The organism is Roseicella sp. DB1501 (assembly GCF_013112485.1).
Classification (GTDB): domain Bacteria; phylum Pseudomonadota; class Alphaproteobacteria; order Acetobacterales; family Acetobacteraceae; genus Paracraurococcus.
Genome location: NZ_JABFHG010000001.1, coordinates 397,635 through 416,099, shown reverse-complemented (window position 1 = coordinate 416,099; position 18,465 = coordinate 397,635). Strand labels below are relative to the sequence as shown.

Annotated in this window: 16 protein-coding genes and 1 tRNA gene; 8 read left to right on the top strand and 9 right to left on the bottom strand. The window is 71.8% G+C overall.

What is annotated here, in order from left to right:
• From HJG45_RS02005 to HJG45_RS01990, 4 genes are all read left to right on the top strand, one after another.
• The gene (locus HJG45_RS02005) at window positions 1–636 is read left to right on the top strand and encodes a class II aldolase/adducin family protein (RefSeq protein WP_171610387.1); all 636 of its coding nucleotides are present in this window, start codon (window positions 1–3) and stop codon (window positions 634–636) included.
• Between the two features lie 213 nt (window positions 637–849).
• Window positions 850–2,553 carry a tetratricopeptide repeat protein gene (locus tag HJG45_RS02000; protein WP_171610386.1) on the top strand — a complete coding sequence of 568 codons (1,704 nt, stop codon included), beginning with the start codon at window positions 850–852 and terminating at the stop codon, window positions 2,551–2,553.
• Window positions 2,553–3,407 carry a 4-(cytidine 5'-diphospho)-2-C-methyl-D-erythritol kinase gene (locus tag HJG45_RS01995; RefSeq protein WP_171610385.1) on the top strand — a complete coding sequence of 285 codons (855 nt, stop codon included), beginning with the start codon at window positions 2,553–2,555 and terminating at the stop codon, window positions 3,405–3,407. The genes HJG45_RS02000 and HJG45_RS01995 overlap by 1 nt, the downstream gene beginning before the upstream one ends.
• A gap of 26 nt (window positions 3,408–3,433) precedes the next feature.
• Window positions 3,434–3,508 (top strand) — tRNA-Gln (locus tag HJG45_RS01990).
• A gap of 832 nt (window positions 3,509–4,340) precedes the next feature.
• Here HJG45_RS01990 and HJG45_RS01985 read toward each other — a convergent pair.
• Window positions 4,341–4,691, bottom strand: coding sequence for a type II toxin-antitoxin system VapC family toxin (locus HJG45_RS01985; RefSeq protein WP_171610384.1), 351 nt, complete (start codon window positions 4,689–4,691; stop codon window positions 4,341–4,343).
• Between the two features lie 585 nt (window positions 4,692–5,276).
• Between HJG45_RS01985 and HJG45_RS01980 the strand changes: the two genes are divergently transcribed.
• Together HJG45_RS01980 and HJG45_RS01975 are read left to right on the top strand one after the other, a co-directional pair.
• Window positions 5,277–6,266: a formylglycine-generating enzyme family protein gene (locus tag HJG45_RS01980; protein ID WP_171610383.1), complete on the top strand. Its 990-nt coding sequence runs from the start codon at window positions 5,277–5,279 to the stop codon at window positions 6,264–6,266.
• Window positions 6,267–6,320: 54 nt separating this feature from the next.
• On the top strand, window positions 6,321–6,914 hold the full coding sequence (locus HJG45_RS01975) for a hypothetical protein (protein ID WP_171610382.1): 594 nt from the start codon (window positions 6,321–6,323) through the stop codon (window positions 6,912–6,914).
• Between the two features lie 44 nt (window positions 6,915–6,958).
• Here HJG45_RS01975 and HJG45_RS01970 read toward each other — a convergent pair whose 3' ends face one another.
• Window positions 6,959–7,330, bottom strand: a complete 372-nt coding sequence (locus HJG45_RS01970; protein WP_171610381.1) for a hypothetical protein — start codon at window positions 7,328–7,330, stop codon at window positions 6,959–6,961.
• 111 nt (window positions 7,331–7,441) lie between these two features.
• Window positions 7,442–9,238, bottom strand: coding sequence for a histidine kinase (locus HJG45_RS29335; RefSeq protein WP_171610380.1), 1,797 nt, complete (start codon window positions 9,236–9,238; stop codon window positions 7,442–7,444).
• A 274-nt stretch (window positions 9,239–9,512) separates the two neighbouring features.
• Between HJG45_RS29335 and HJG45_RS01960 the strand changes: the two genes are divergently transcribed.
• Together HJG45_RS01960 and HJG45_RS01955 are read left to right on the top strand one after the other, a co-directional pair.
• Window positions 9,513–10,172 (top strand): response regulator, encoded by a 660-nt coding sequence (locus HJG45_RS01960; protein ID WP_368040501.1) that lies wholly within the window; start codon window positions 9,513–9,515, stop codon window positions 10,170–10,172.
• Window positions 10,173–10,528: 356 nt separating this feature from the next.
• Window positions 10,529–12,148: an arylsulfatase gene (locus HJG45_RS01955; protein ID WP_217362794.1), complete on the top strand. Its 1,620-nt coding sequence runs from the start codon at window positions 10,529–10,531 to the stop codon at window positions 12,146–12,148.
• An 87-nt stretch (window positions 12,149–12,235) separates the two neighbouring features.
• Here HJG45_RS01955 and HJG45_RS01950 read toward each other — a convergent pair whose 3' ends face one another.
• The 6 genes from HJG45_RS01950 to HJG45_RS01925 are packed head-to-tail and all read right to left on the bottom strand — an operon-like array spanning window position 12,236 to window position 18,462.
• Window positions 12,236–13,243 carry an HAD family phosphatase gene (locus tag HJG45_RS01950; RefSeq protein ID WP_171610378.1) on the bottom strand — a complete coding sequence of 336 codons (1,008 nt, stop codon included), beginning with the start codon at window positions 13,241–13,243 and terminating at the stop codon, window positions 12,236–12,238.
• A gap of 16 nt (window positions 13,244–13,259) precedes the next feature.
• The gene (locus tag HJG45_RS01945; RefSeq protein ID WP_171610377.1) at window positions 13,260–14,558 is read right to left on the bottom strand and encodes a BatD family protein; all 1,299 of its coding nucleotides are present in this window, start codon (window positions 14,556–14,558) and stop codon (window positions 13,260–13,262) included.
• On the bottom strand, window positions 14,555–16,081 hold the full coding sequence (locus HJG45_RS01940; protein ID WP_171610376.1) for a VWA domain-containing protein: 1,527 nt from the start codon (window positions 16,079–16,081) through the stop codon (window positions 14,555–14,557). Before HJG45_RS01940 ends, HJG45_RS01945 begins: the two co-directional genes overlap by 4 nt.
• Window positions 16,078–17,067 carry a VWA domain-containing protein gene (locus HJG45_RS01935; RefSeq protein WP_171610375.1) on the bottom strand — a complete coding sequence of 330 codons (990 nt, stop codon included), beginning with the start codon at window positions 17,065–17,067 and terminating at the stop codon, window positions 16,078–16,080. Before HJG45_RS01935 ends, HJG45_RS01940 begins: the two co-directional genes overlap by 4 nt.
• Window positions 17,051–17,500, bottom strand: a complete 450-nt coding sequence (locus HJG45_RS01930) for a DUF4381 family protein (protein ID WP_171610374.1) — start codon at window positions 17,498–17,500, stop codon at window positions 17,051–17,053. The genes HJG45_RS01935 and HJG45_RS01930 overlap by 17 nt, the downstream gene beginning before the upstream one ends.
• The gene (locus HJG45_RS01925; RefSeq protein ID WP_171610373.1) at window positions 17,497–18,462 is read right to left on the bottom strand and encodes a DUF58 domain-containing protein; all 966 of its coding nucleotides are present in this window, start codon (window positions 18,460–18,462) and stop codon (window positions 17,497–17,499) included. Before HJG45_RS01925 ends, HJG45_RS01930 begins: the two co-directional genes overlap by 4 nt.
• Window positions 18,463–18,465: the final 3 nt, after the last annotated feature.

The window sequence follows — 18,465 nt, the reverse complement described above, 5'->3', positions numbered from 1 at the left end:
ATGACGCCGGCGGCGGAGCTGATCGCGGCGGCGCGGCTGCTGGATGCGATGGGCTTCATGCCCTCGAAATCCGGCAACCTCTCGCGCCGCCTCGAGACCGGCTTCCTCATCACCCCCGCCGGCCTGGCCTATGCCGAGACCACCGAGGCGGATCTGGTGGCGCTCGATCCTGCGGGACGGGTGCTGGCCGGGCATCGCCGGCCCTCCTCGGAATGGCAGCTTCACGCCGCGGTTTATGCGGCGCGGCCGGAGGCGGGGGCGGTGGTGCATACCCACAGCCCCTTCGCCACCGCGCTCGCCTGCGCCCGGCAGGGCATCCCGCCCTTCCACTACATGATCGCCCTCGGCGGCGGCGACGACATCCGCTGCTCGGCCTATGCCACCTTCGGCACCGCCGCCCTGGCCGAGGCCTGCGTCGCGGCGTTGGCCGGGCGGAAGGCGGCCCTGCTGGCCAATCATGGCGTGGTGGCGCTGGGCGCCAGCCTGGCGGGGGCGCGGGTGCTGGCGATCGAGGTGGAGAACCTGGCGCGGCAATACCTGGCGCTGCGCAGCGCCGGCCTCGCCCCGGTGCTGCTGACCGAGGCGGAGCTGGCCGAGGTGCATGCGCAATTCGGCGGCTATGGCCGCGTGCTGTGACACCGGCCTGCACAAGTTCTGGCCTGCAGCCGGCTGAGCGCCCGAATGGGCGGCGCCAAGCGTGGCGTAGCCAAGCGAGCCGGAGGCTTGCGCCCGGCGATCGAGGGCCTCGCTGGGTCACCATCGAGGTGCGCCGCCATGAACCTCCGCTGGAATGACCCGCCGGCTGTCCTGACCGTGGCGTGCGCGCCGTGCCGCTGCTAGCCTCGGCGCATGCAGCTTCCCGCCCTGCCGTCGCGGCTCGCCGTCCTCGCCGCCCTGCTTCTCTCCGCCGGCGCTGCCGCGGCGCCCAGCGAGCGCGGGGCGCGGGGCGCCTCCGGCCCGCCGGGCGCCGGGGCCTTCGGCGCCTATCTCGCCGGGCGCTTCGCCGCCGCCGAGACCGATACGGCCGCGGCGGCCACCAACATGCTGGCGGCGCTGCGGGCCGATCCGGACCAGCCGGAGGTGCTGAACCGCGCCTTCCTCGCCACCCTGCTGGACGGCCGGCCGGAGGCGTCGCGCCTGGCTCGCCGCCTGACCGACAACCCGGCGGCGAACCTGCTGCTGGCCGGCACCGACGTGCAGGCCGGCCGCTGGGACAAGGCGGAGCAGCGGCTGCGAAGCATGGGCCGCACCGGCCCGGTGCAGATGCTGCAGCCCGTGCTCACCGCCTGGGTGCAGTTCGGCCGCGGCCAGCCGGAGCAGGCCATCGCCACCCTGCGGCCGCTGGTTGAGCAGAACCGGGTGCGGGCGCTGAACAGCCTGCATGCCGCCCTGATCGCCGACCTCGCCAACCGCCCGCGCGAGGCGGAGCGCTTCGCCCGGCTTGCCGTCGCCGACCAGCCGCAGCCCTCCTGGCGGCTCGCGGTGCTGGGGGCCGGGGTGTTCAACCGCGCCGGCAAGGTGCAGGAGGCGCAGCACCTGCTCGACCAGATGGCCGAGAGCGGCGACGACGCGGCGCTGGCCGTGACCGAGCAGAACCGCCGCACGCTGCTGGCGCAGCGCAGCGTCGCCTCGCCGGCTGATGGCTGGGCCGAGGCCTATACGGCGCTCGCCTCGGCGCTCAGGGCGCAGGGATCGGGTGATTTCGCGCTGGTCCTGGCGCAGCTCGCCAGCCGGCTGCGGCCCGGCTTCGCCCCCGCCCTGGCGCTGACCGCCGATACGCTGGCTGATCAGGGGCACACCGCCGAGGCGCTGGCGATGCTGGGCCGCATCCCGGCCGATGATCCGCTGACGCCGGTGATCGATCTCCGCCGCGCCGTGCTGCTCGACAAGCTCGACCGGGCGGAGGAGGCGGTGACCTTGCTGCGCCGGCTGACCGATGCCTATCCGTCGCTGCCGCAGGCCCCGGCGCGGCTCGGCGACCTGCTGCGCCGGCGGAGCCGCTTCGCCGAGGCGGCGGCGGCCTATGACCAGGCGATGGCCCGCAGCGGCGAGATCACGGCGCAGGACTGGCCGCTGCTCTATTCCCGCGGCATCGCCCTCGAGCGGTCCGGCGACTGGCCGCGGGCCGAGGCGGATTTGCTGCGGGCGCTCGAGCTGGCGCCGGAGCAGCCCTATGTCCTCAACTATCTCGGCTATACCTGGGCCGAGCAGGGCAAGAACCTCGACCGGGCCAAGGCGATGCTGCTGCGGGCGACCGAGCTGCGGCCGCAGGACGGCAACATCGCCGACAGCCTAGGCTGGGTGCTGTACCGCCTCGGCGACCTGCCGGAGGCGGTGACCTGGCTGGAGAAGGCGGCCGAGCTGGAATCGCGCAACAGCGTGGTCAACGACCATCTCGGCGATGCCTATTGGGCCAGCGGCCGGCAGCGCGAGGCGCGCTTCCAGTGGCAGCGCGCCCTGACCATGGATCCCGAGCCGGACGAGGTGGGGAAGATCGAGGCCAAGCTGCGCGACGGCCTGGCCGGGGACCCGTCCAGCACCGCGCAGCGGTGATGCTCGCCGAATTCGCGCCGGCCAAGGTCAACCTCTACCTGCATGTGACCGGCCGGCGGGAGGATGGCTACCACCTGCTCGACAGCCTCGCGGTCTTCGGGCCAGCCGGCGACCTGCTCACCCTGGTCCCGGCCGCGACTCTGACCCTCGCGCTCGACGGGCCCTTCGGCGGCGCGCTGACGGCGGAGCCCGACAACCTCGTGCTGCGCGCGGCGCGGGCCCTGGCGACGGCGGCCGGGCGGGTGGCCGGGGCGAGGCTCACCCTGAGCAAAGGCCTGCCCGTCGCCTCGGGCATCGGTGGCGGCTCGGCCGATGCCGCGGCGGCGCTGCGCGGGCTCGACCGCCTCTGGGGCCTGGGGCTGGAGGCCGCGGCGCTCGCCCGCATCGCCGCGCCGCTCGGGGCTGATATCCCAGTCTGCCTGCTCAGCCGGCCGACGCGCATGGGCGGCATCGGCGAGGTGCTGAGGCCGGCGCCCATTCTGCCCGAATGCGGGTTGCTGCTGGTCAATCCGGGCATCGCGCTGGCCACGCCGGCGGTCTTCCGGGCCCGGCAGGGCGCCTTCACGCCGCCGGCCGTCCTGCCGACGCGCTGGCCCGATGCCGCTGCCATGGCGCGGGACCTGGCGGCGCTGCGCAACGACCTGGAGGCACCGGCGATCGCGCTCTGCCCGCAGGTGGCCACCGTGCTGGCGGCGCTGCGCAGCCTGCCGGGCTGCCTGCTGGCGCGGATGAGCGGCTCCGGCGCGACCTGCTTCGGGCTCTTTCCCGATGCGGCGGCGGCCCGTGCGGCGGCAGGCGGGCTGCCGGCTGCCTGGTGGCGCGAGGCGGGGGGGCTTTACGGCGGGGGCGGCTGACGCCTATTCAGCGCCCAGGCGACGGATGGGGCGTAGCCAAGCGGTAAGGCAGCGGTTTTTGGTACCGCCATTCCCAGGTTCGAATCCTGGCGCCCCAGCCAGCCAGTCTGCTTGACGCGGACGGTTCCGGTTTTTGCGCGGGCGGCCGACGAAAGACGCGGTTTTCCGGCCCCACAAGGTCTCGCGTTGCGTGCCGTGGCCCGGCCGCTGCCGCTGGCTGGCCAAGCCCTCGACTGCGGAGAGGATCCTGCGCTGATCCGCGCCCTCTGCCGGAAGCACCATTGCGGACCGCGGCGCATCGAGCAGTTCCGGCCCATTGGCAAGGAAGTGGGCGATCCTCGTCATGACGACCTGCTCCAGCGTGGCCGCGGGCAAGCGAGGGGCATCGGCGTGGTCATCCCGCGTGCCGCTGACCAGGCGGTTCGAGACAAAGTACCGACACCATCGCCCGGCTTTGCATGCTCCCTGGGGTTACAAGCCTGGCTCATAGGAAATTTCCCGTATTGGCGACCTCTTAAGGATCACGCTGGAGTTGCGGGGAAATACAATAAAATGCGCACAACGATCGATTGGGCCGGTAGGGCAAGCCGGTACTCCAGCTCGACATGCCAGAAAGTAGCTATGGGAAGCGGTTCGATCTCGCGCGGGCTGTTGGCACTGCATCGGCGCAGCGAGCAACAGAACTCGTCATGCAACTCCTGCTCCTCGTCCAATATATGACAGCGTCATAATAGAGGCTGCGAAGTGCCTGCATCTTTGTGGTGTAATTTCGATCCGAGCCGCCTTTGCCACAAATGGCCCACTCAATGCTTGATTGAAGGCATGTACGATCGAGTGACTGTAGAGAAGACGTTTATCGCCTCCTGATTGATTGGCTTGGCTTAAAAAAGCTGAGGTGTCAGCCCCGGCCCTCATGCGCCCCTGCCGCTGCGGTCAGCGCGGCGTGACCACGAATGGATAGAGGACGGGCACGCCCTGGCCTTCGACATCGGCGGCGTTGCGGGTGACCAGCGCCAGACCAAGTACACGAGCAGTGACGGCTGATAGTGCATCGCTTGTCGGAACAGTACGAACCGCTGCCATCCGCCCCCGGGCTGTAGCTCTGGCCGCATCCATGGTCAGCACGCGGGATCCGAAAACCTTCGTGACCTCACTGAGCCAGGTCTCCAGGACGATGGCTCTCACCGGGTCGCGTTGCCGCACCCCTTCGATGCTCTCGCGGATCTCACCGAGGGTGAGGGCGTTGAGGAACAGGCCCCAGTTCGCAGCACCGACCCACCACACGGCAACGTCTCGGTGGCAGCGCACGTCCTTGCAGACCTCCGAGATGACGTTGGCGTTGATCCGCCAAGTCGTGGCTCCATGTCGCGCCCGGCGTCGCGCGAGCGGTTGAGTTCCACAACTCCAGCAGGATAGCGGCGAGCAGGTCCTTGAGGCTGCGGGCCGGTGCGAAGCAGCCGCGCAGGAGACTGCGCGCTGCGGCGGCCCGCTCAGGATCGGCCGGAGCCACGGCGCGTACCAGTGCGGCATCCTCCTGTCATACCTGCATCTCAACCCGCTGCAGGCCACGGCCACGAAGGCGCCGGCTGTTGGCCAGGGAAGACATGACGGGCGGTTCGGACTTCAGCAGCATGGCGAGAACGTCCACATTCCCGGAAACATTGTCCGGAAATCCCTGCAAACTCGATCGAACAACCGGTGCTCTCGCTCGCCTCATTGGGAAGCCCGGATCGGGTCTGCACCCGATGGAGCCGGACCTGCCTGGGCGCTACCCTCCTTCAGGGTCAAAAAGGCTAGAGCAGGTCGTGGGAGGGCGTGAATGCCCGGGCGCGTGAATCTGCTCTGGAAACAACAGGTTGCGGCGGCACCATGGCATTCATCGATCAGGTCTCGGCAGCGGACAGGCAGGCCGTGCCCGACCCGTCCGTCTCCGATGCGGGCATGGTGCGAATTCCGGGCGGACGCTTCCTGATGGGCTCGGATGCCCATTATGCCGAGGAACGGCCGGCACATGCCGTCCAGGTCGATCCGTTCTGGATGGATGCCAGCGCGGTCACCAACGCCGATTTCGCCAGCTTCGTCGCGGCGACCGGCTACCGCACCGTCGCCGAACGTCCGCTCGATCCTGCCGTCTATCCCGGTGCCGACCCTGCCATGCTCGACCCCGGATCGCTGGTCTTCCGCATGACCGAGGGACGTGTCGATCTGCGCGACATCAGCCATTGGTGGCAATGGACTCCCGGTGCCTGCTGGCATGCCCCGGAAGGGCCCGGCAGCACGATCCTGGGGCGGGAACGGCACCCGGTCGTCCAGGTCGCCTTCGAGGATGCCGCGGCCTTCGCGCATTGGGCCGGCAAGGCATTGCCGACCGAGGCCGAGTGGGAGTGTGCCGCACGCGGTGGGCTCGATGGCGCCGAATTCGCCTGGGGCAACGAGTTCGCGCCGAACGGCCGGCATCTGGCGAATACCTGGCAGGGTCCCTTTCCCTGGCGGAATTTCGAGGCCGATGGCTTCGCCGGCACCTGTCCCGTCCGCAGCTTTCCCCCCAATGGCTACGGATTGTTCGAGATCTGCGGCAATGTATGGGAGTGGACGACGGATTGGTGGGGCGGAGGTCACGGCGCCGCCGCGGCCCATCCCTGCTGCACGCCGCAGAATCCCCGCGGGCCGGCGCTCGAAGGCTCCTTCGATCCCGCCCAGCCCGCCATCCGCGTGCCGCGCAAGGTGGTCAAGGGCGGATCCTTCCTGTGCGCACCCTCCTATTGCCGTCGCTACCGTCCCGCGGCGCGCCATGCGCAGATGGTGGATAGCGGCATGAGCCATATCGGCTTTCGCTGCGTCCGACGCGACGCGCCCTGAAGGCGCCATGAGGACGGCGCGGCACGACATCCCGGGACGGAGGCTCTTTCGGTCATGAGGCTGCTGCCGCGCGCCATCCTGGACGGGGCCTTGGTGGTCGTCCCTCTCGGCGCGATCGCGCTGCTCCTCATTCACCTCATCCGCTCCCTGCAAGGCGTGGCGGATCCGCTGCTGGGCGGATACCTCCACCCGCTGCTCGCCGCCGCCGCATTGCTGCTGCTGCTGCTTCTCGTCGTCGGACTGGCGGTGCGGTCGGCGATCGGCCATTGGGTCAGGCAGGCGCTCGAGACCAACCTGTTCGAGCGCGTTCCCGGCTATCGTCTCGCAAAGGCGCTGCTGGGCAACGGGCTGCCCGAGGCCGCCGGGAGAAGCCGGATCCGCCCGGCCCTCGCCGCTGTCGAGGAGGGGCATTGCCCCGCGCTGGTCATGGAAGAGTTCGCCGATGGCAGCCTGCTGGTCTTCGTGCCAGGCACGCCAGCCCCGATGTCGGGCGCGCTCTACATCTTCGGGGTCGAGAAGGTCATCTTCCTCGACGTGCCGCTGCTGCCCTTTCTGCGGGCGATCTCGTCCTGGGGCCTCGGCATGCGCGAATTGCTGGAAGGGGCCCCGGCGAGGCCAGCCCGGGATGCAGCGGCCGGACCTCCGTAAGCTCGAGGAAAGGGCGGCCCATGCCGTCGCCGATGGAACGGTGCTCAGGATGGGGGCCGCGCGACGCAGTCATTCCCGCGGCTGGTGAAGCTCTGCACGCGATCCCGCTCGATCTCGAAGGTCACATGGCAATCCAGGACCTCCACCGTCGGGCCGCCCCAGCGCCAGCCCCAGCCGGGATAGGCATCGGCGAGGATCTGCTGCCGGTCATACTGGATGAAGCGCTGCCCATCGGCCTGGTAGGTGCGGGTGGGAACGCCGAGGGCGGCGACGAGGTCGCCCTCGCTTCGGCCGATATGGGCCGCCATCCGTTGCTCGAAACCCTGCCTGGTCGAGCAGGCGGCGGTGGCGGCCAGCAGGCCGAGGAGCAGAACCCATCGCCCGCGATTGTAAGCCTGCATCGCAATCGTCTCCATGATGACCGCCGCTTTCCGGGACAAGTCGGGGCATGTCGCCGGCTGCCCTCCCAGCTTCCATCCGCCCTGCACCGAGGCGGCAATACCGGAAGCGATGCTGCGGACGTCATCCTAACCGACCGGTCTCGCTACGAAATCGGGACGACCGGCGACGTGCCGGGAGGTCTTCGGCAAATTGCCATGGGGCACCTGCGCGACGATCCTGGTACCGTGGCGATCGGAGGTGATCGCCAGATTCCCGCCGAGTTGCCGCAGCCTGGCCCGCATGCTGGGGATGCCGACGCCGAGCACGGGGCCGGCTGCACGTTCGGCCCTGCGCAAGCCTCGCCCGTCATCGATGACGGTCATGACCGCCATGCCATTCGCATCGGCGAGATGGAGTTCAACATGGCGCGCCATGGCATGCCGGTGGATATTGCCGAGCGCCTCCTGCGCCACGCGGAACAGCACCGTCTCCACGGCCCGCGGCGTGTAGTCCGGCCAGGTCGTGGCATGCAGGGTGATGGCGAGGCCGGTGCGGCGCGCGAAGCCCTCCGCATAGACCCGAAGCGCCATCGCCAACCCGCATTCGTCGAGAAGCGGCGGCTGCAGCAGGAAAGCGAGCGTCCGCAACTCCTCCCTGGCATGGTCGAGGGCATCGCGCGCATCGGCGAGCGAGGCGATTGCCTCCGCCGGCTGGGTGGAGGCGATGCGAGCCTGGGCCACGCCGATCATCATGGCCGCCGCATGGAGGTCCTGGGCCGTTCCGTCATGGATCTCCCGGGCGATCCGTCGCCGTTCGTCATCCTCGGCATTCAGCAGGCGGCCGATGGTATGCTCGAGCGCGGCCGTGCGTTCCGATACCGTCGCCTCGAGGCACGCGGCGACTTCCGCCATCATGGCGAGGCGCGCGGCCTGCTGCGTCCGGTCCTCGAAGCTCGAACGTGCGGCTCTCAAGCTGTCTCGCAGCAGGCAAAGCTCGCTGATGCGCGGGCCCATGGAATGCGCAGCCGGCGCAGGCATCCTGGCACCGGCCACCGACACCAGCTCCTGCGCCTGGCGCAGCAAGGTCCGCGACAGAAGGGCGGCCAGCAGCGCCGCGATGAGCAGCCCGGCGATGCCGGCGCAGAAGATGAGGCGCAGCGCGCGGTCCGCCGGCATGGGCGACGCGTCTTTCGGGATGCCGACGATCACACCCCAATCTGTTCCGGGTACGGCGGCGGACGCATGGCGCACGCCCTTGGTTTTGAGGGCGGGCAGGGCGGGCAATGCCGTCCCGCCGCGTGCGGGATCCGTGGCGGCGCCATCGCCCTCCGGCGTCGGTGCGGCGGCGACAACCCGGCCTGCACCATCGACGACGGCGGCGAAGGCACCCGGAACCTCCGGCACCGGCAGCACGGCGGCGAGTTGCGCGGGTTCGACGGATGCACCGACGCCCCAGGGATCGGAACCGGGCGGGCGGGCGGCGATGGCGACCAGCGCCACCGCACCACTGCCGCGCGGGCGCTGATAGACTTCCGTGAGAAAGGCATCCTGGCGAGCGATCGCCCGCCGCGCGACGCCTGGACCGGGCGGCAGGCTGGCTTCCACGCCCTGCGGCACGGTCGTGTTGACGATTTGCCGCCCTTCGGCCGTGCCCACGATGATATGGATTCCCGTCGCCGCCTGGACCTCGCGCGCCGCCGCGGCGATCGCCTCGCGATCGGCCCCGAGCCGCTCGACGCTGCGCGCGAAGGCGCGAACAAGGGTGAAGCGCTCGCGGATCGAGATCTCGACGGCATTCACGGCATGCACGGCCGCGCGGGCGAGTTCCATCCGCTCCCGTGCGGCCTCCCCGGATGCGGCCCACCAGGCGGCGCCGAGCGCGAACAGCAGAAGCGGAAACATCGTCGCTGCCGTAAGCAGGAAGAGGAAAGTCCGAAGCTTCACGTTCCTCTCCTGTCGCGACGGGGTTGCGGGCCGAGCAGAACGCCGCGGGCCTGCCTTGGACGAACCGCGGCTTCGCCGAGGTGCGGGCAAGTCGCACGAAGCAATCCCCGCCAAATTATTTCATTGTGGGCAAAAGCAACCCGAAAAGCCATGCCTCAGGTGTGGACCCGATAAACACCGGCCTCCGGATCGTCTAAACTACCTGACGACAGACCTGCATCACCTCGCGCGTTGATTGTATGCACGGTGCCGAGACCGGGGAGGTGAACCCTTGGTGAATATCCTGATCCTCGATGATCATGGCGTGGTCCGGCGCGGCCTGCGCGCGATGCTCGAGACACGGGCGGATTGGACCGTCGTCGGCGAAGCGGCTGACGGACGAGCCGGCATAGAACTGGCACGTGACCTGCAGCCGGATGTCGTCATCATCGACATTGCCATGCCGAAGATGAACGGATTGGACGCAACCCGCCACCTCAGGCAGGTCAGCCCGAAGAGCGCAGTCCTGATCTTCACCATGGTAGACAGCGAGGAACTCATCCGGGAAGTGTTTTCTGCCGGGGCGCGGGGCTATCTGCTCAAATCCGATGCGGACCGCTTGATCATGGCCGCCGTCGAAGCGCTGGCGGCCGGAAAGCCGTTCCTCAACCCGTCCGCGTCTGTCCATATACTCGATGAGTATCTGCGCGGCGCCGGCACCAAGCTCGCCGAGCAGGAGCCGCTTACCCTGCGGGAGCGGGAGGTGGCGCAGGCGATCTGCGAAGGCCTCGCCAACAAGGAGATCGCGCACCGGCTCGGCATCAGCTTCAAGACGGTGGAATCGCATCGCGCCTCGCTGATGCGGAAGATCCACGCGCATAGCGTGCTGGATGTCGTGCGCTTCGCCGAGCGGAACAACATCACCTTCGCAGGGCCGGGACGGCCGGATCGGTAGCCGGCCCTCGAGAACAGCCTGCACTCCATGCCAGCCCATGGCTCCCCGGGGTGACGAAGCGCATCGCCTGGGGTCGTCACCTCATACCGGCACTCACGCGGCACAAATAGAATTTCCGCAGCGACGGATTGCGGGGATGAGGACATGGATCCGGCTTTCCGGCCAGGAGCGGCAGCGGCCTCGCTTCCCGTCTCGGTCGCGTGGCGGAAGACGCCCCGACCGAGCGCCCGCCGGCCGCCTCTCCCGCAATCGGCCGAGCGTTCCGAACGGCGGCATGGAGCATCGCGCCGCACCGAAGCGCGTCGACGGACGCCGCGTCGCAGGATCGCGGACGCGGAGTGATGGAGGGGAACCGGATGAGTCAGGCACCGAACCGCCGCAGCATGCTGCTCGGCAGCATCGCCGGCGTCGCAGCACCCGCCTTCGCCGGGCCGACGCTCGCCCAATCGCAGCAGCCGGCGGCTCGGCCCGCGCCATCCGCGCAGGGCACGGCGTCGGCATCGGGCGATCGGAAGCCGAACATCGTGGTCATCTTCGGCGATGACGTCGGCCAGTCGAACATCAGCTACTATACGCGCGGCCTGATGGGCTTCCGCACGCCCAATATCGACCGCGTCCACAACGAAGGCATGACCTTCACCGACTACTATGCCGAGCAATCCTGCACCGCGGGCCGCTCCACCTTCATCACCGGCCAGTGCACCTTGCGCACCGGCCTGTCGAAGGTCGGGCTTCCTGGCGCGAAGGCCGGCATGCAAGCCGAGGATCCGACCATCGCCACCGTCCTGAAGGGCATGGGCTACGCGACCGGCCAGTTCGGCAAGAACCATCTCGGCGACCGCGACGAGCACCTGCCGACCGCGCATGGCTTCGACGAGTTCTTCGGCAATCTCTACCACCTGAACGCCGAGGAGGAGCCCGAGAATCCCGACTATCCGCAGAATCCCGAATTCCGCCGTCGCTTCGGCCCGCGGGGCGTGATCAAGAGCTGGGCGGACGGGCGCATCGAGAATACCGGACCGCTCAACAAGAAGCGCATGGAAACGGTCGATGACGAGTTCCTCGTCGCCGGCCTGGACTTCATGGATCGCCAGCACGCGGCCGGCAAGCCGATGTTCGTCTGGCTGAATGCCACGCGCATGCACCTCTATACGCATGTGCCGGAAGCGTGGCGGGGAAGATCCGGGCTGAACGAATATGCCGACGGCATGCTGCAGCATGACGACTGGGTCGGGAAGATCCTGAAGAAGATCGACGACCTCGGCATCGCCGACAACACCATCCTCGTCTACTCGACCGATAACGGCCCGCATTTCAATGCCTGGCCGGATGCGGCCGTCACCCCCTTTCGGAGCGAGAAGAATTCGAATTGGGAAGGCGCCTATCGCGTGCCGGCGGCGATCCGCTGGCCCGGCAAGATCCAGTCCGGCGTCACCAACCAGCTCTTCGCCGGGATGGACTGGTTCCCCACCCTGGTCGCCGCGGCCGGCGACACCGACATCAAGGACAAGCTGAAAGCCGGCTTCGCCGTGGGTGGCCGGACCTACAAGGTGCATCTGGACGGCTACAACCAGCTGCCGCTGCTGACCGGCCAGACCCAGGAGGGTCCGCGCAAGGAATTCTTCTACTTCAACGACGACACCCAGCTCGTCGCCATGCGCTACGAGCGCTGGAAGGTCGTGTTCATGGAGAACAGGGGCGTCGGCTTCGGCGTGTGGCGCGAGCCCTTCGTCGATCTGCGGGTGCCGAAGCTCTTCGACCTGCGCATGGACCCCTATGAGCGGGCCGATGACAGCAGCAACACCTATAATGACTGGCTGATCCGCCGCGTCTTCCTGCTGGTGCCGGCCCAGGCCATGGCGGGGCAGTTCCTCCAGACCTTCCGCGATTTCCCGCTGCGGCAGAAGCCGGACAGCTTCAACCTGGACCGCGTGATACAGCAGATGGAAAGCGCGGCATCCGGCGGCGGCGACTGACGGCGCATCCCTGCCGGCGACACGGCGATTGCGGCGGCCGTTGATGGCACCCCATCAACGGCCGCTGTCATGAATCGCCGCCGGCCGTCACGGAAGCACCTGCCCCCAATCCTGCCGCATCGAGATCAACTGCCAGCCCGCCGCCGGCGCATCGCGCAGCGCGCGGTCGAGCCGGCCGATGGGCGAGAGCCGGTCGTAAGCGAATTCGCGCTCGGCATCATCGTGGTGCACGATCATGCCGAGGCGCCGGCCATCGCCCGTGGTCGTGTATTGCAGCATCTCGTAATCGCCATCGGAATTGCCGAAGGCGGCGAGGGGCCGCTGGCCGATGAAGCGCGAGATGCCCACGGGCTTGCCCGGCCCGTCATCGACCGCGTCGATCTCCGGCAGGGTCAGCAGCTCGCCCCGGTTCCGCTGCAGCTCGTAGCGGAGCTTGAAGGTGGTGCCGACCACCTGCCCCGGCGGCACGCCATAGACCCGCTCGGCCCAGGGGCGCATGAACTCGGTGGTGCCGCCGGAGACGATGCAGGTGCGGAAGCCCTGCGCCCGGAACAGCCGCATCACCTCCAGCATCGGCTGGTAGATGCATTCGGTGTAGGGCCGGTCGAAGCGCGGGTGGCGGGCGGTCGCCAGCCAGTCCAGCGCGGTCTGGCGGAAGGCTTCCGGCGTCATGCCGGTATGCGTCGCGGCGATGATCTCGACGATCGCCTTCTCGCCGGCCGCGGCGAGGGCCGCCTTGTCCCCGGAGATCGCCGCGCGGAAGGGCTCGCGGCTCGCCCAGTCCGGGTGCTGCGGCGCCATGGCGCGCAGGCGGTCGAAGGCGAAGACGACCTGGGTGTAGATCGGCTGCTCCACCCAGAGCGTCCCGTCATTGTCGAACACGGCGAGGCGCTCCTCCGGCGGCCGGTACTCGCGGCCGCCCTCCGTCGTCACCGCGCGCAGGAAGTCGAGGATCGCCCGCCTGGCCTCGCCGTCGCGCCAGGAAGGCAGCGGATCCGCCTGCGCCTGCGCGTGGACCTGGGCCGGGGCCGTGGCCGCCGCAGCGAGCAGCAGCCCGGCAAGGCTCCGGCGGGGCAGGGTGGAGATAGGCGACATGCGATCCTCCTGCTTGCTATCGCGCCCAGCGTGGTTCGGTCAGCCGCGGCGCGGATGCGGCGCCCGAAGGGTTGAGCGGCGGCAGCGCGGCCTTCGTCCCGCCGGCCCGCGCGGGATGGCGCAGCCGTCGCTCCGCCTGCCGGGCCGCGGCGAGCAGCGGCTCGCCACGCCAGGTCGGGCCGGGGGCGCCGCCATAGAGCCTCGCCTCGAGCGCGGTCGCCTCGGTCGCCAGCGCGGGCACGCCCGCGCGCTCGGCCAGGCTCGCCACGCCCCGCTCCTCGCCGCGCGCCGAATGGGCCTCCGCCCAGCGGTAGAGCGCCGTCATGGCCGCCTGCCCGTCATCGGCCCGGCAGGCGAGGGCGAGGGCGGCGAGCGGCGAGGGCAGGCGGCGGGCGCGTCGCCGGGCCAGCCACCAGCCGAGCGCGCCGATGGCCAGCAGCCCCGCTGCGAGCGCGGCCAGGAGCGCCGGGGAGCGCCGCCCCGCCGGGGCGACGACCTCGGCGGCGGGCAATGCGGTGAAGCGAACCGGCGGCACCGCCAGGCTCTGCAGGGTGCCGCGGCGGGGGTCGAACCATTGCACGGCGAAGCCCGGCAACTCGACCGGGCCCGGCTGCTGCGGCACATAGGCCGCGCTCTCGCGCCGCTCGGCATGCAGGGTGCCGCGTTCGGTGCGATCCTGCAGCACCGGCGGATCGGCATAGACGCGCAGCCTCGCGGGCTCGCCCCAGGGGGCCGGCGGCAGCAGCATGGCGGTGCTGTCCTCGGCCGCCATGCGCAGCCGGCGCGTCACCGCCTGGCCGACGCGCACCGTGCCCTCGGCGCCCTCGGTCGAGCTCTCCAGCCGGAAGTCGGGCGAGACGACGAGGCGCCCGACATCGCCGATGCCGGGCGGCAGTCGCGCGGTGAGGCGCGCCGGCGCGGTGGCGGCACTCGCCTCGACGGGCTGGCCTGCGGCGCCGCCCACGCGCAGGCGCATCTCCACCGGCGCCAGCACGATCTCGCCGGGGCTCGCCGGGAACAGCGCGTAGCTGCGTTGCAGCGCCGCATAGCTCGCGCCGCCGACCCGCTCGGTTCCCGGCACGGTATCGGCCTCGGGCAGCACCACGGCACGGCCGCTGGCGATGACGAGATCGGGCCAGCGCGGCGGGTCGATGAAGCGCACTGGCGTCAGCGCCGTCAGCGTCACCGTCACCCGCTGCTTCACCGCCACGGGCTGCTGCGGCGAGAGGGTGAGCCGCAGCAGCAGCTCCGGCTGCTCCTGCGCCATCGCCGCCGGCGGGCCGAGCAGCGGCAGCAGCAGGGCGAGGCGCCTCACGGCGCGCCGCCCGCCGCCTGGCGGGCGAAGCGCAGGCGCAGGAAATCGGCCGGGGTGCCGCCGACGCGGCGCATCCACATCGCCTGGATCTCGCCATCCGAGAGGCCCTGGCCGGGCGTATCGCCCGGCTGCTGCGGCTGCTGCCCCGGGGGCTGCGGCGGCTGGTCGGCCACCAGCTGGCTCGGATCGGGCGGCCGGGCGCCGGGGTCGTCGGTCTGGTTGGCGGCGCGATCCGCCGAGGCGGCCTGCCAGACACGCAGGAAGGCCTGGGCCAGTTCGCGGTTCGCGCGGGCGGCCGAAAAGTCGGGCTGCAGCGCCAGCGCGCGGTCATAGGCGGCGATCGCCGCCTCCCAGTCGCGCGGCAGCATCATATGGGCATTGCCGAGGTCGTAGGCCGCCATGGCCGTGCCCGCCTGGGCGAAGGCGGTGGCCGCGCCCTGGTAGTCGCCGGCCTGGTAGAGGGCAACGCCGCGCCGCACCGGGTCGGTGAACAACCCCGCGGCGCGCGCCGGCTCGCCGCGGTCGAGCAGCAGCTGTGCCCGCTGGTCGGGGGTCAGCCAGAGCCGCCAGAACCAGCCGAGATCGCCATCGGCTGCCATCGCCGGCGCCGCGCCGAGCAGCAGCAGCAGCAGCGCCATTGCCAGGAAGCCGCGGCGGGCGAAGAGCAGCGCCAGGGGCGCGGCGAGCAGCGCCACCCAGGGGCCCATATCCTGCCAGCGCTGGGTCGGGTCTTCGGCCCGCGCGGCGGCGAAGTGGCTGAGGGCGAGGCCCGCGACCCGCGCGACATCGGCGCCGTTGGGCGTGGCCGCGACCAGCCGGGCGCCTGGCGCGCCGGCGAGGGGGCCGGGACCGGTCGCCAGCACCACCACCGCATGCGGCCCTGCCTCCGCCGCCGCGGCCCGGAACGCCGCCGCCTCGGTCGCCGGCACGCCGGGCGTGACGAAGACCACCGTGCCCGCGCCGCCCGGCGCGTCGCCGAGCATCGCCAGCGCGGCCCGGAGGGCGGCGCCCGCGGCCGTGCCGTCGCGCGGCATCACCTGGGGCGAGAGCGCGTCGAGATAGCTCTCCACCAGCCGCGGATCGTCGGTCGGCGGCAGCGCCGGATGCGCGGTGCCGGCATAGGCGAGAAGGCCGATGCGCGTCCCGGCGCGGGCGATCAGCAGGTCGCGCACCTTGCGCTTCCCGGCGGCGAGCGCGGGCTCGGCGGCGCGGGAGAGATCGAGGGCCACCACCAACCGCGCGCTGTCGGCGACGAAGGGGCTTGGCTCGCGCCGCCAGGTCGGGCCGGCGAGAGCGAGGGCCAGCACGGGGAAGAGCAGCAGTGCGACGGTCGCCGGGCGGAGGCGCGGCCGCGCGCCATCGGCGACCAGCAGCGCCCGGAGCAGATGCGGCGCCACCACGCCGCGCCAGCCGCCCGCCGCGCGCCGGCTGGCCCGCTCGAGCCACAGCGCCGCCGGCCCGGCCAGCGCCAGCAGCAGCCACCAGGGGCGAAGGAAATGGAAGGCGGCGAGCAGCGCGCTCATGCCGCCCGCCGCCCCGCGGGGGCGAGGCCGGGACCGAGCAGCAGCACGGCCAGCCCGGCGAAGCCGCCGAGTGGCCAGGCGAAGAGCGGGCTGCGCGGCCGCCAGGAGACGGCCTGGGCCGGCGTCGGCTCCATGGCGTCGATCTGCCGGTAGGCCTCGGCCAGCGCCGCCGGATCATCGGCATGCAGATGCGCGCCGTGGGTGGCCGCCGCGATCGCGTCCAGCGCCGCGAGGTCGAGCGCGGTCTCGCCCGCCGCCGCCGGATCGCCGAGCGAGACCGCGTCGATCTTCACCCCGAACCCGGCGGCGATCGCCGCGGCGCGGGCCGGCGGCACGCGGCTGCCGGTGTCGTTGCCATCGGTGAGCAGCACCAGCAGCCGCCCGGACACCTGCGCGCGCTCGAAGCTCTGCGCGGCGAGGCCGATGGCGTCGCCGAGCATCGTCTGCGGCCCGGCCATGCGCGGGAAGGTCTCGTCGAGCAGGGCGAGCAGCGCGTCGTGGTCGCGGGTGAAGGGGGCGAGCACGAAGGCCGCGCTGCCGAAGACGATGAGGCCGAGCCGGTCGTCCTTCCGCCGCGCGACGAACTGCTTCAGCACCGCGCGCGCGGCGTCCAGCCGGCTGAGCCTGCCGCCGTCCGGCCCGGCCATGTCTTCGGTCGCCATCGAGCCCGAGAGGTCGAGGGCGAGCAGCACGTCGCGGCCGCCGGTCTCGCGCGTCAGCGGCGGCTCGATGCGCACCGGCGCGGCGAGGGCGATGACGAGCAAGGCCCAGGCGAGCAGCGCCATCGCCGCGCGCCAGCGGCCCAGACGCGCCGCCGCGGGCGGGGCGGCGCCGGCCCCGGCGGTGAGGCGGCCGAGCGCGGGCAGGCGCAGCGCCACCCCGGGCGGGCGATAGGCGGGCAGCAGCAGCCAGGCAAGCAGCGGCAGCGGCAGCAGCGCCAGCGCCCAGGGGTGATCGAGCGCGAACTGATCAGAGCCGAGGGTCATGGCGGCGGATCCAGCGGGCGGCGGCATCGCGCAGCCCCGGCGTCGCAGCCGCGGCGGGCGCATGCGCCAGGGCGGCGAGCGCCGCCGCCGTCGCCGCGTCGAGCCCGGCGCGCGGCGCGCTGCGGCGCAGGAAGGCGGCCCAGCCGGAGCCGCTGAGCGCCGCCACCCGCTCGCGTGGCCAGGCGGCGAGCGCGGTGCGCTTGAGGATCGCGGCGATCGCCGCCGGCCCAGCCCCGGCGAGCGCCCGCAGCGCCTCCCGCCGATAGGCGTCGCGGCGCCAGGCGCGCCAGCCCCGCCAGGCGAGCCAGCCGATGAGGGCGAGCAGCAGCAGCAGGAGCGCCGCCCAGGCCGGCGTCGCCGGCCAGAAGGGCACGGGCGGCGGCGCCAGGAGCCCCTGCATCGCCTCGCGGCTCGGCATGTCGGCCGGGTTCATGCGCCCGGCCCGCGGCGATGCGGCGCCGCCGCCCCGCCGAGCAGGCGGCGGAGCTGCGGCGCGGCGTCTTCCTCGGTCCCGATCGGCAGCACCGGCGTCTGCAGCCGCAACCCGCCCCGCCGCACCGCCTCGATCCGGCGTGCATGCTCGGCGGCGACCTGCGCGCCGAGCCCGCCCCGCGCCGGGTCGAGCACCACGACCCGGCGGCCGTCATCGGTGGCGCGGCCGCGCCAGGGGGCGGCCGGCAGCGCGCGCTCGAGCGGGTCCGAGACGCCGATCGCCACCACGTCGTTGTGCCGCGCGAGCCGACCGATCGCCCGCCCGGCGGCGAGGTCGAAGGCCTGCAGGTCGGCCGCCACCAGCACCAGCCAGTCATGGCCGGCGACCGCCTCGGCGCGGGCGAGCGCGGCATTGAGCGGCGCGGCCTCGACCGGCCGCGGCGGCGCCCCGGCCAGGGCCGCAGCGCGCCCGGCGATCGCCCCCAGCACCCGCATCACCGCCGCCCGGCTGCGCTGCGGCCGGTGCTCCTCCAGCCCGTCATCGCCGAACAGGATGGCGCCGACGCGGTCGCCGAAGCGCAGGGCCAGCCAAGCGGCGAGGGCGGCGCTCTCGGCGATCACCGCCGTCTTGGTGGCGTGCACGCTGCCGAAGACCGTCGCGGCGGTGAGGTCGACCAGCAGCAGGGTGGGGCGGTCGCGCTCCTCGGTGAAGACCCGGGTCTGGGTGCGGCCGGTGCGTGCGCTGGCCCGCCAGTCGATCTGCCGCACGTCGTCACCCGGCCGGTAGGCGCGGATCTCCTCGAAGGCGAGGCCACGGCCGCGGATGCGCGAGGCGCGACGGCCGGCGAGCAGGCTGGTCACCGGCTGGCGGTGCAGGAAGGAGAAGCCGCGCGCCTGGAACTGCGCCCGGATCAGGCTGCCGAGCGTCGGGATCAGGCGCGGATCGGGAGCGGCCTCCGCCATGCG

What these genes read in the sequence shown, in the direction of transcription:
- HJG45_RS01930 (WP_171610374.1), bottom strand. Translation starts at nt 17,500, where the DNA reads ATGAACCCGGCCGACATGCCGAGCCGCGAGGCGATGCAGGGGCTCCTG.
- HJG45_RS01925 (WP_171610373.1), bottom strand. Translation starts at nt 18,462, where the DNA reads ATGGCGGAGGCCGCTCCCGATCCGCGCCTGATCCCGACGCTCGGCAGC.
- HJG45_RS01995 (WP_171610385.1), top strand. Translation starts at nt 2,553, where the DNA reads ATGCTCGCCGAATTCGCGCCGGCCAAGGTCAACCTCTACCTGCATGTG.
- HJG45_RS01955 (WP_217362794.1), top strand. Translation starts at nt 10,529, where the DNA reads ATGAGTCAGGCACCGAACCGCCGCAGCATGCTGCTCGGCAGCATCGCC.
- HJG45_RS01970 (WP_171610381.1), bottom strand. Translation starts at nt 7,330, where the DNA reads ATGGAGACGATTGCGATGCAGGCTTACAATCGCGGGCGATGGGTTCTG.
- HJG45_RS01940 (WP_171610376.1), bottom strand. Translation starts at nt 16,081, where the DNA reads ATGAGCGCGCTGCTCGCCGCCTTCCATTTCCTTCGCCCCTGGTGGCTG.
- HJG45_RS02005 (WP_171610387.1), top strand. Translation starts at nt 1, where the DNA reads ATGACGCCGGCGGCGGAGCTGATCGCGGCGGCGCGGCTGCTGGATGCG.
- HJG45_RS01975 (WP_171610382.1), top strand. Translation starts at nt 6,321, where the DNA reads ATGAGGCTGCTGCCGCGCGCCATCCTGGACGGGGCCTTGGTGGTCGTC.
- HJG45_RS01950 (WP_171610378.1), bottom strand. Translation starts at nt 13,243, where the DNA reads ATGTCGCCTATCTCCACCCTGCCCCGCCGGAGCCTTGCCGGGCTGCTG.
- HJG45_RS02000 (WP_171610386.1), top strand. Translation starts at nt 850, where the DNA reads ATGCAGCTTCCCGCCCTGCCGTCGCGGCTCGCCGTCCTCGCCGCCCTG.
- HJG45_RS01935 (WP_171610375.1), bottom strand. Translation starts at nt 17,067, where the DNA reads ATGACCCTCGGCTCTGATCAGTTCGCGCTCGATCACCCCTGGGCGCTG.
- HJG45_RS01980 (WP_171610383.1), top strand. Translation starts at nt 5,277, where the DNA reads ATGGCATTCATCGATCAGGTCTCGGCAGCGGACAGGCAGGCCGTGCCC.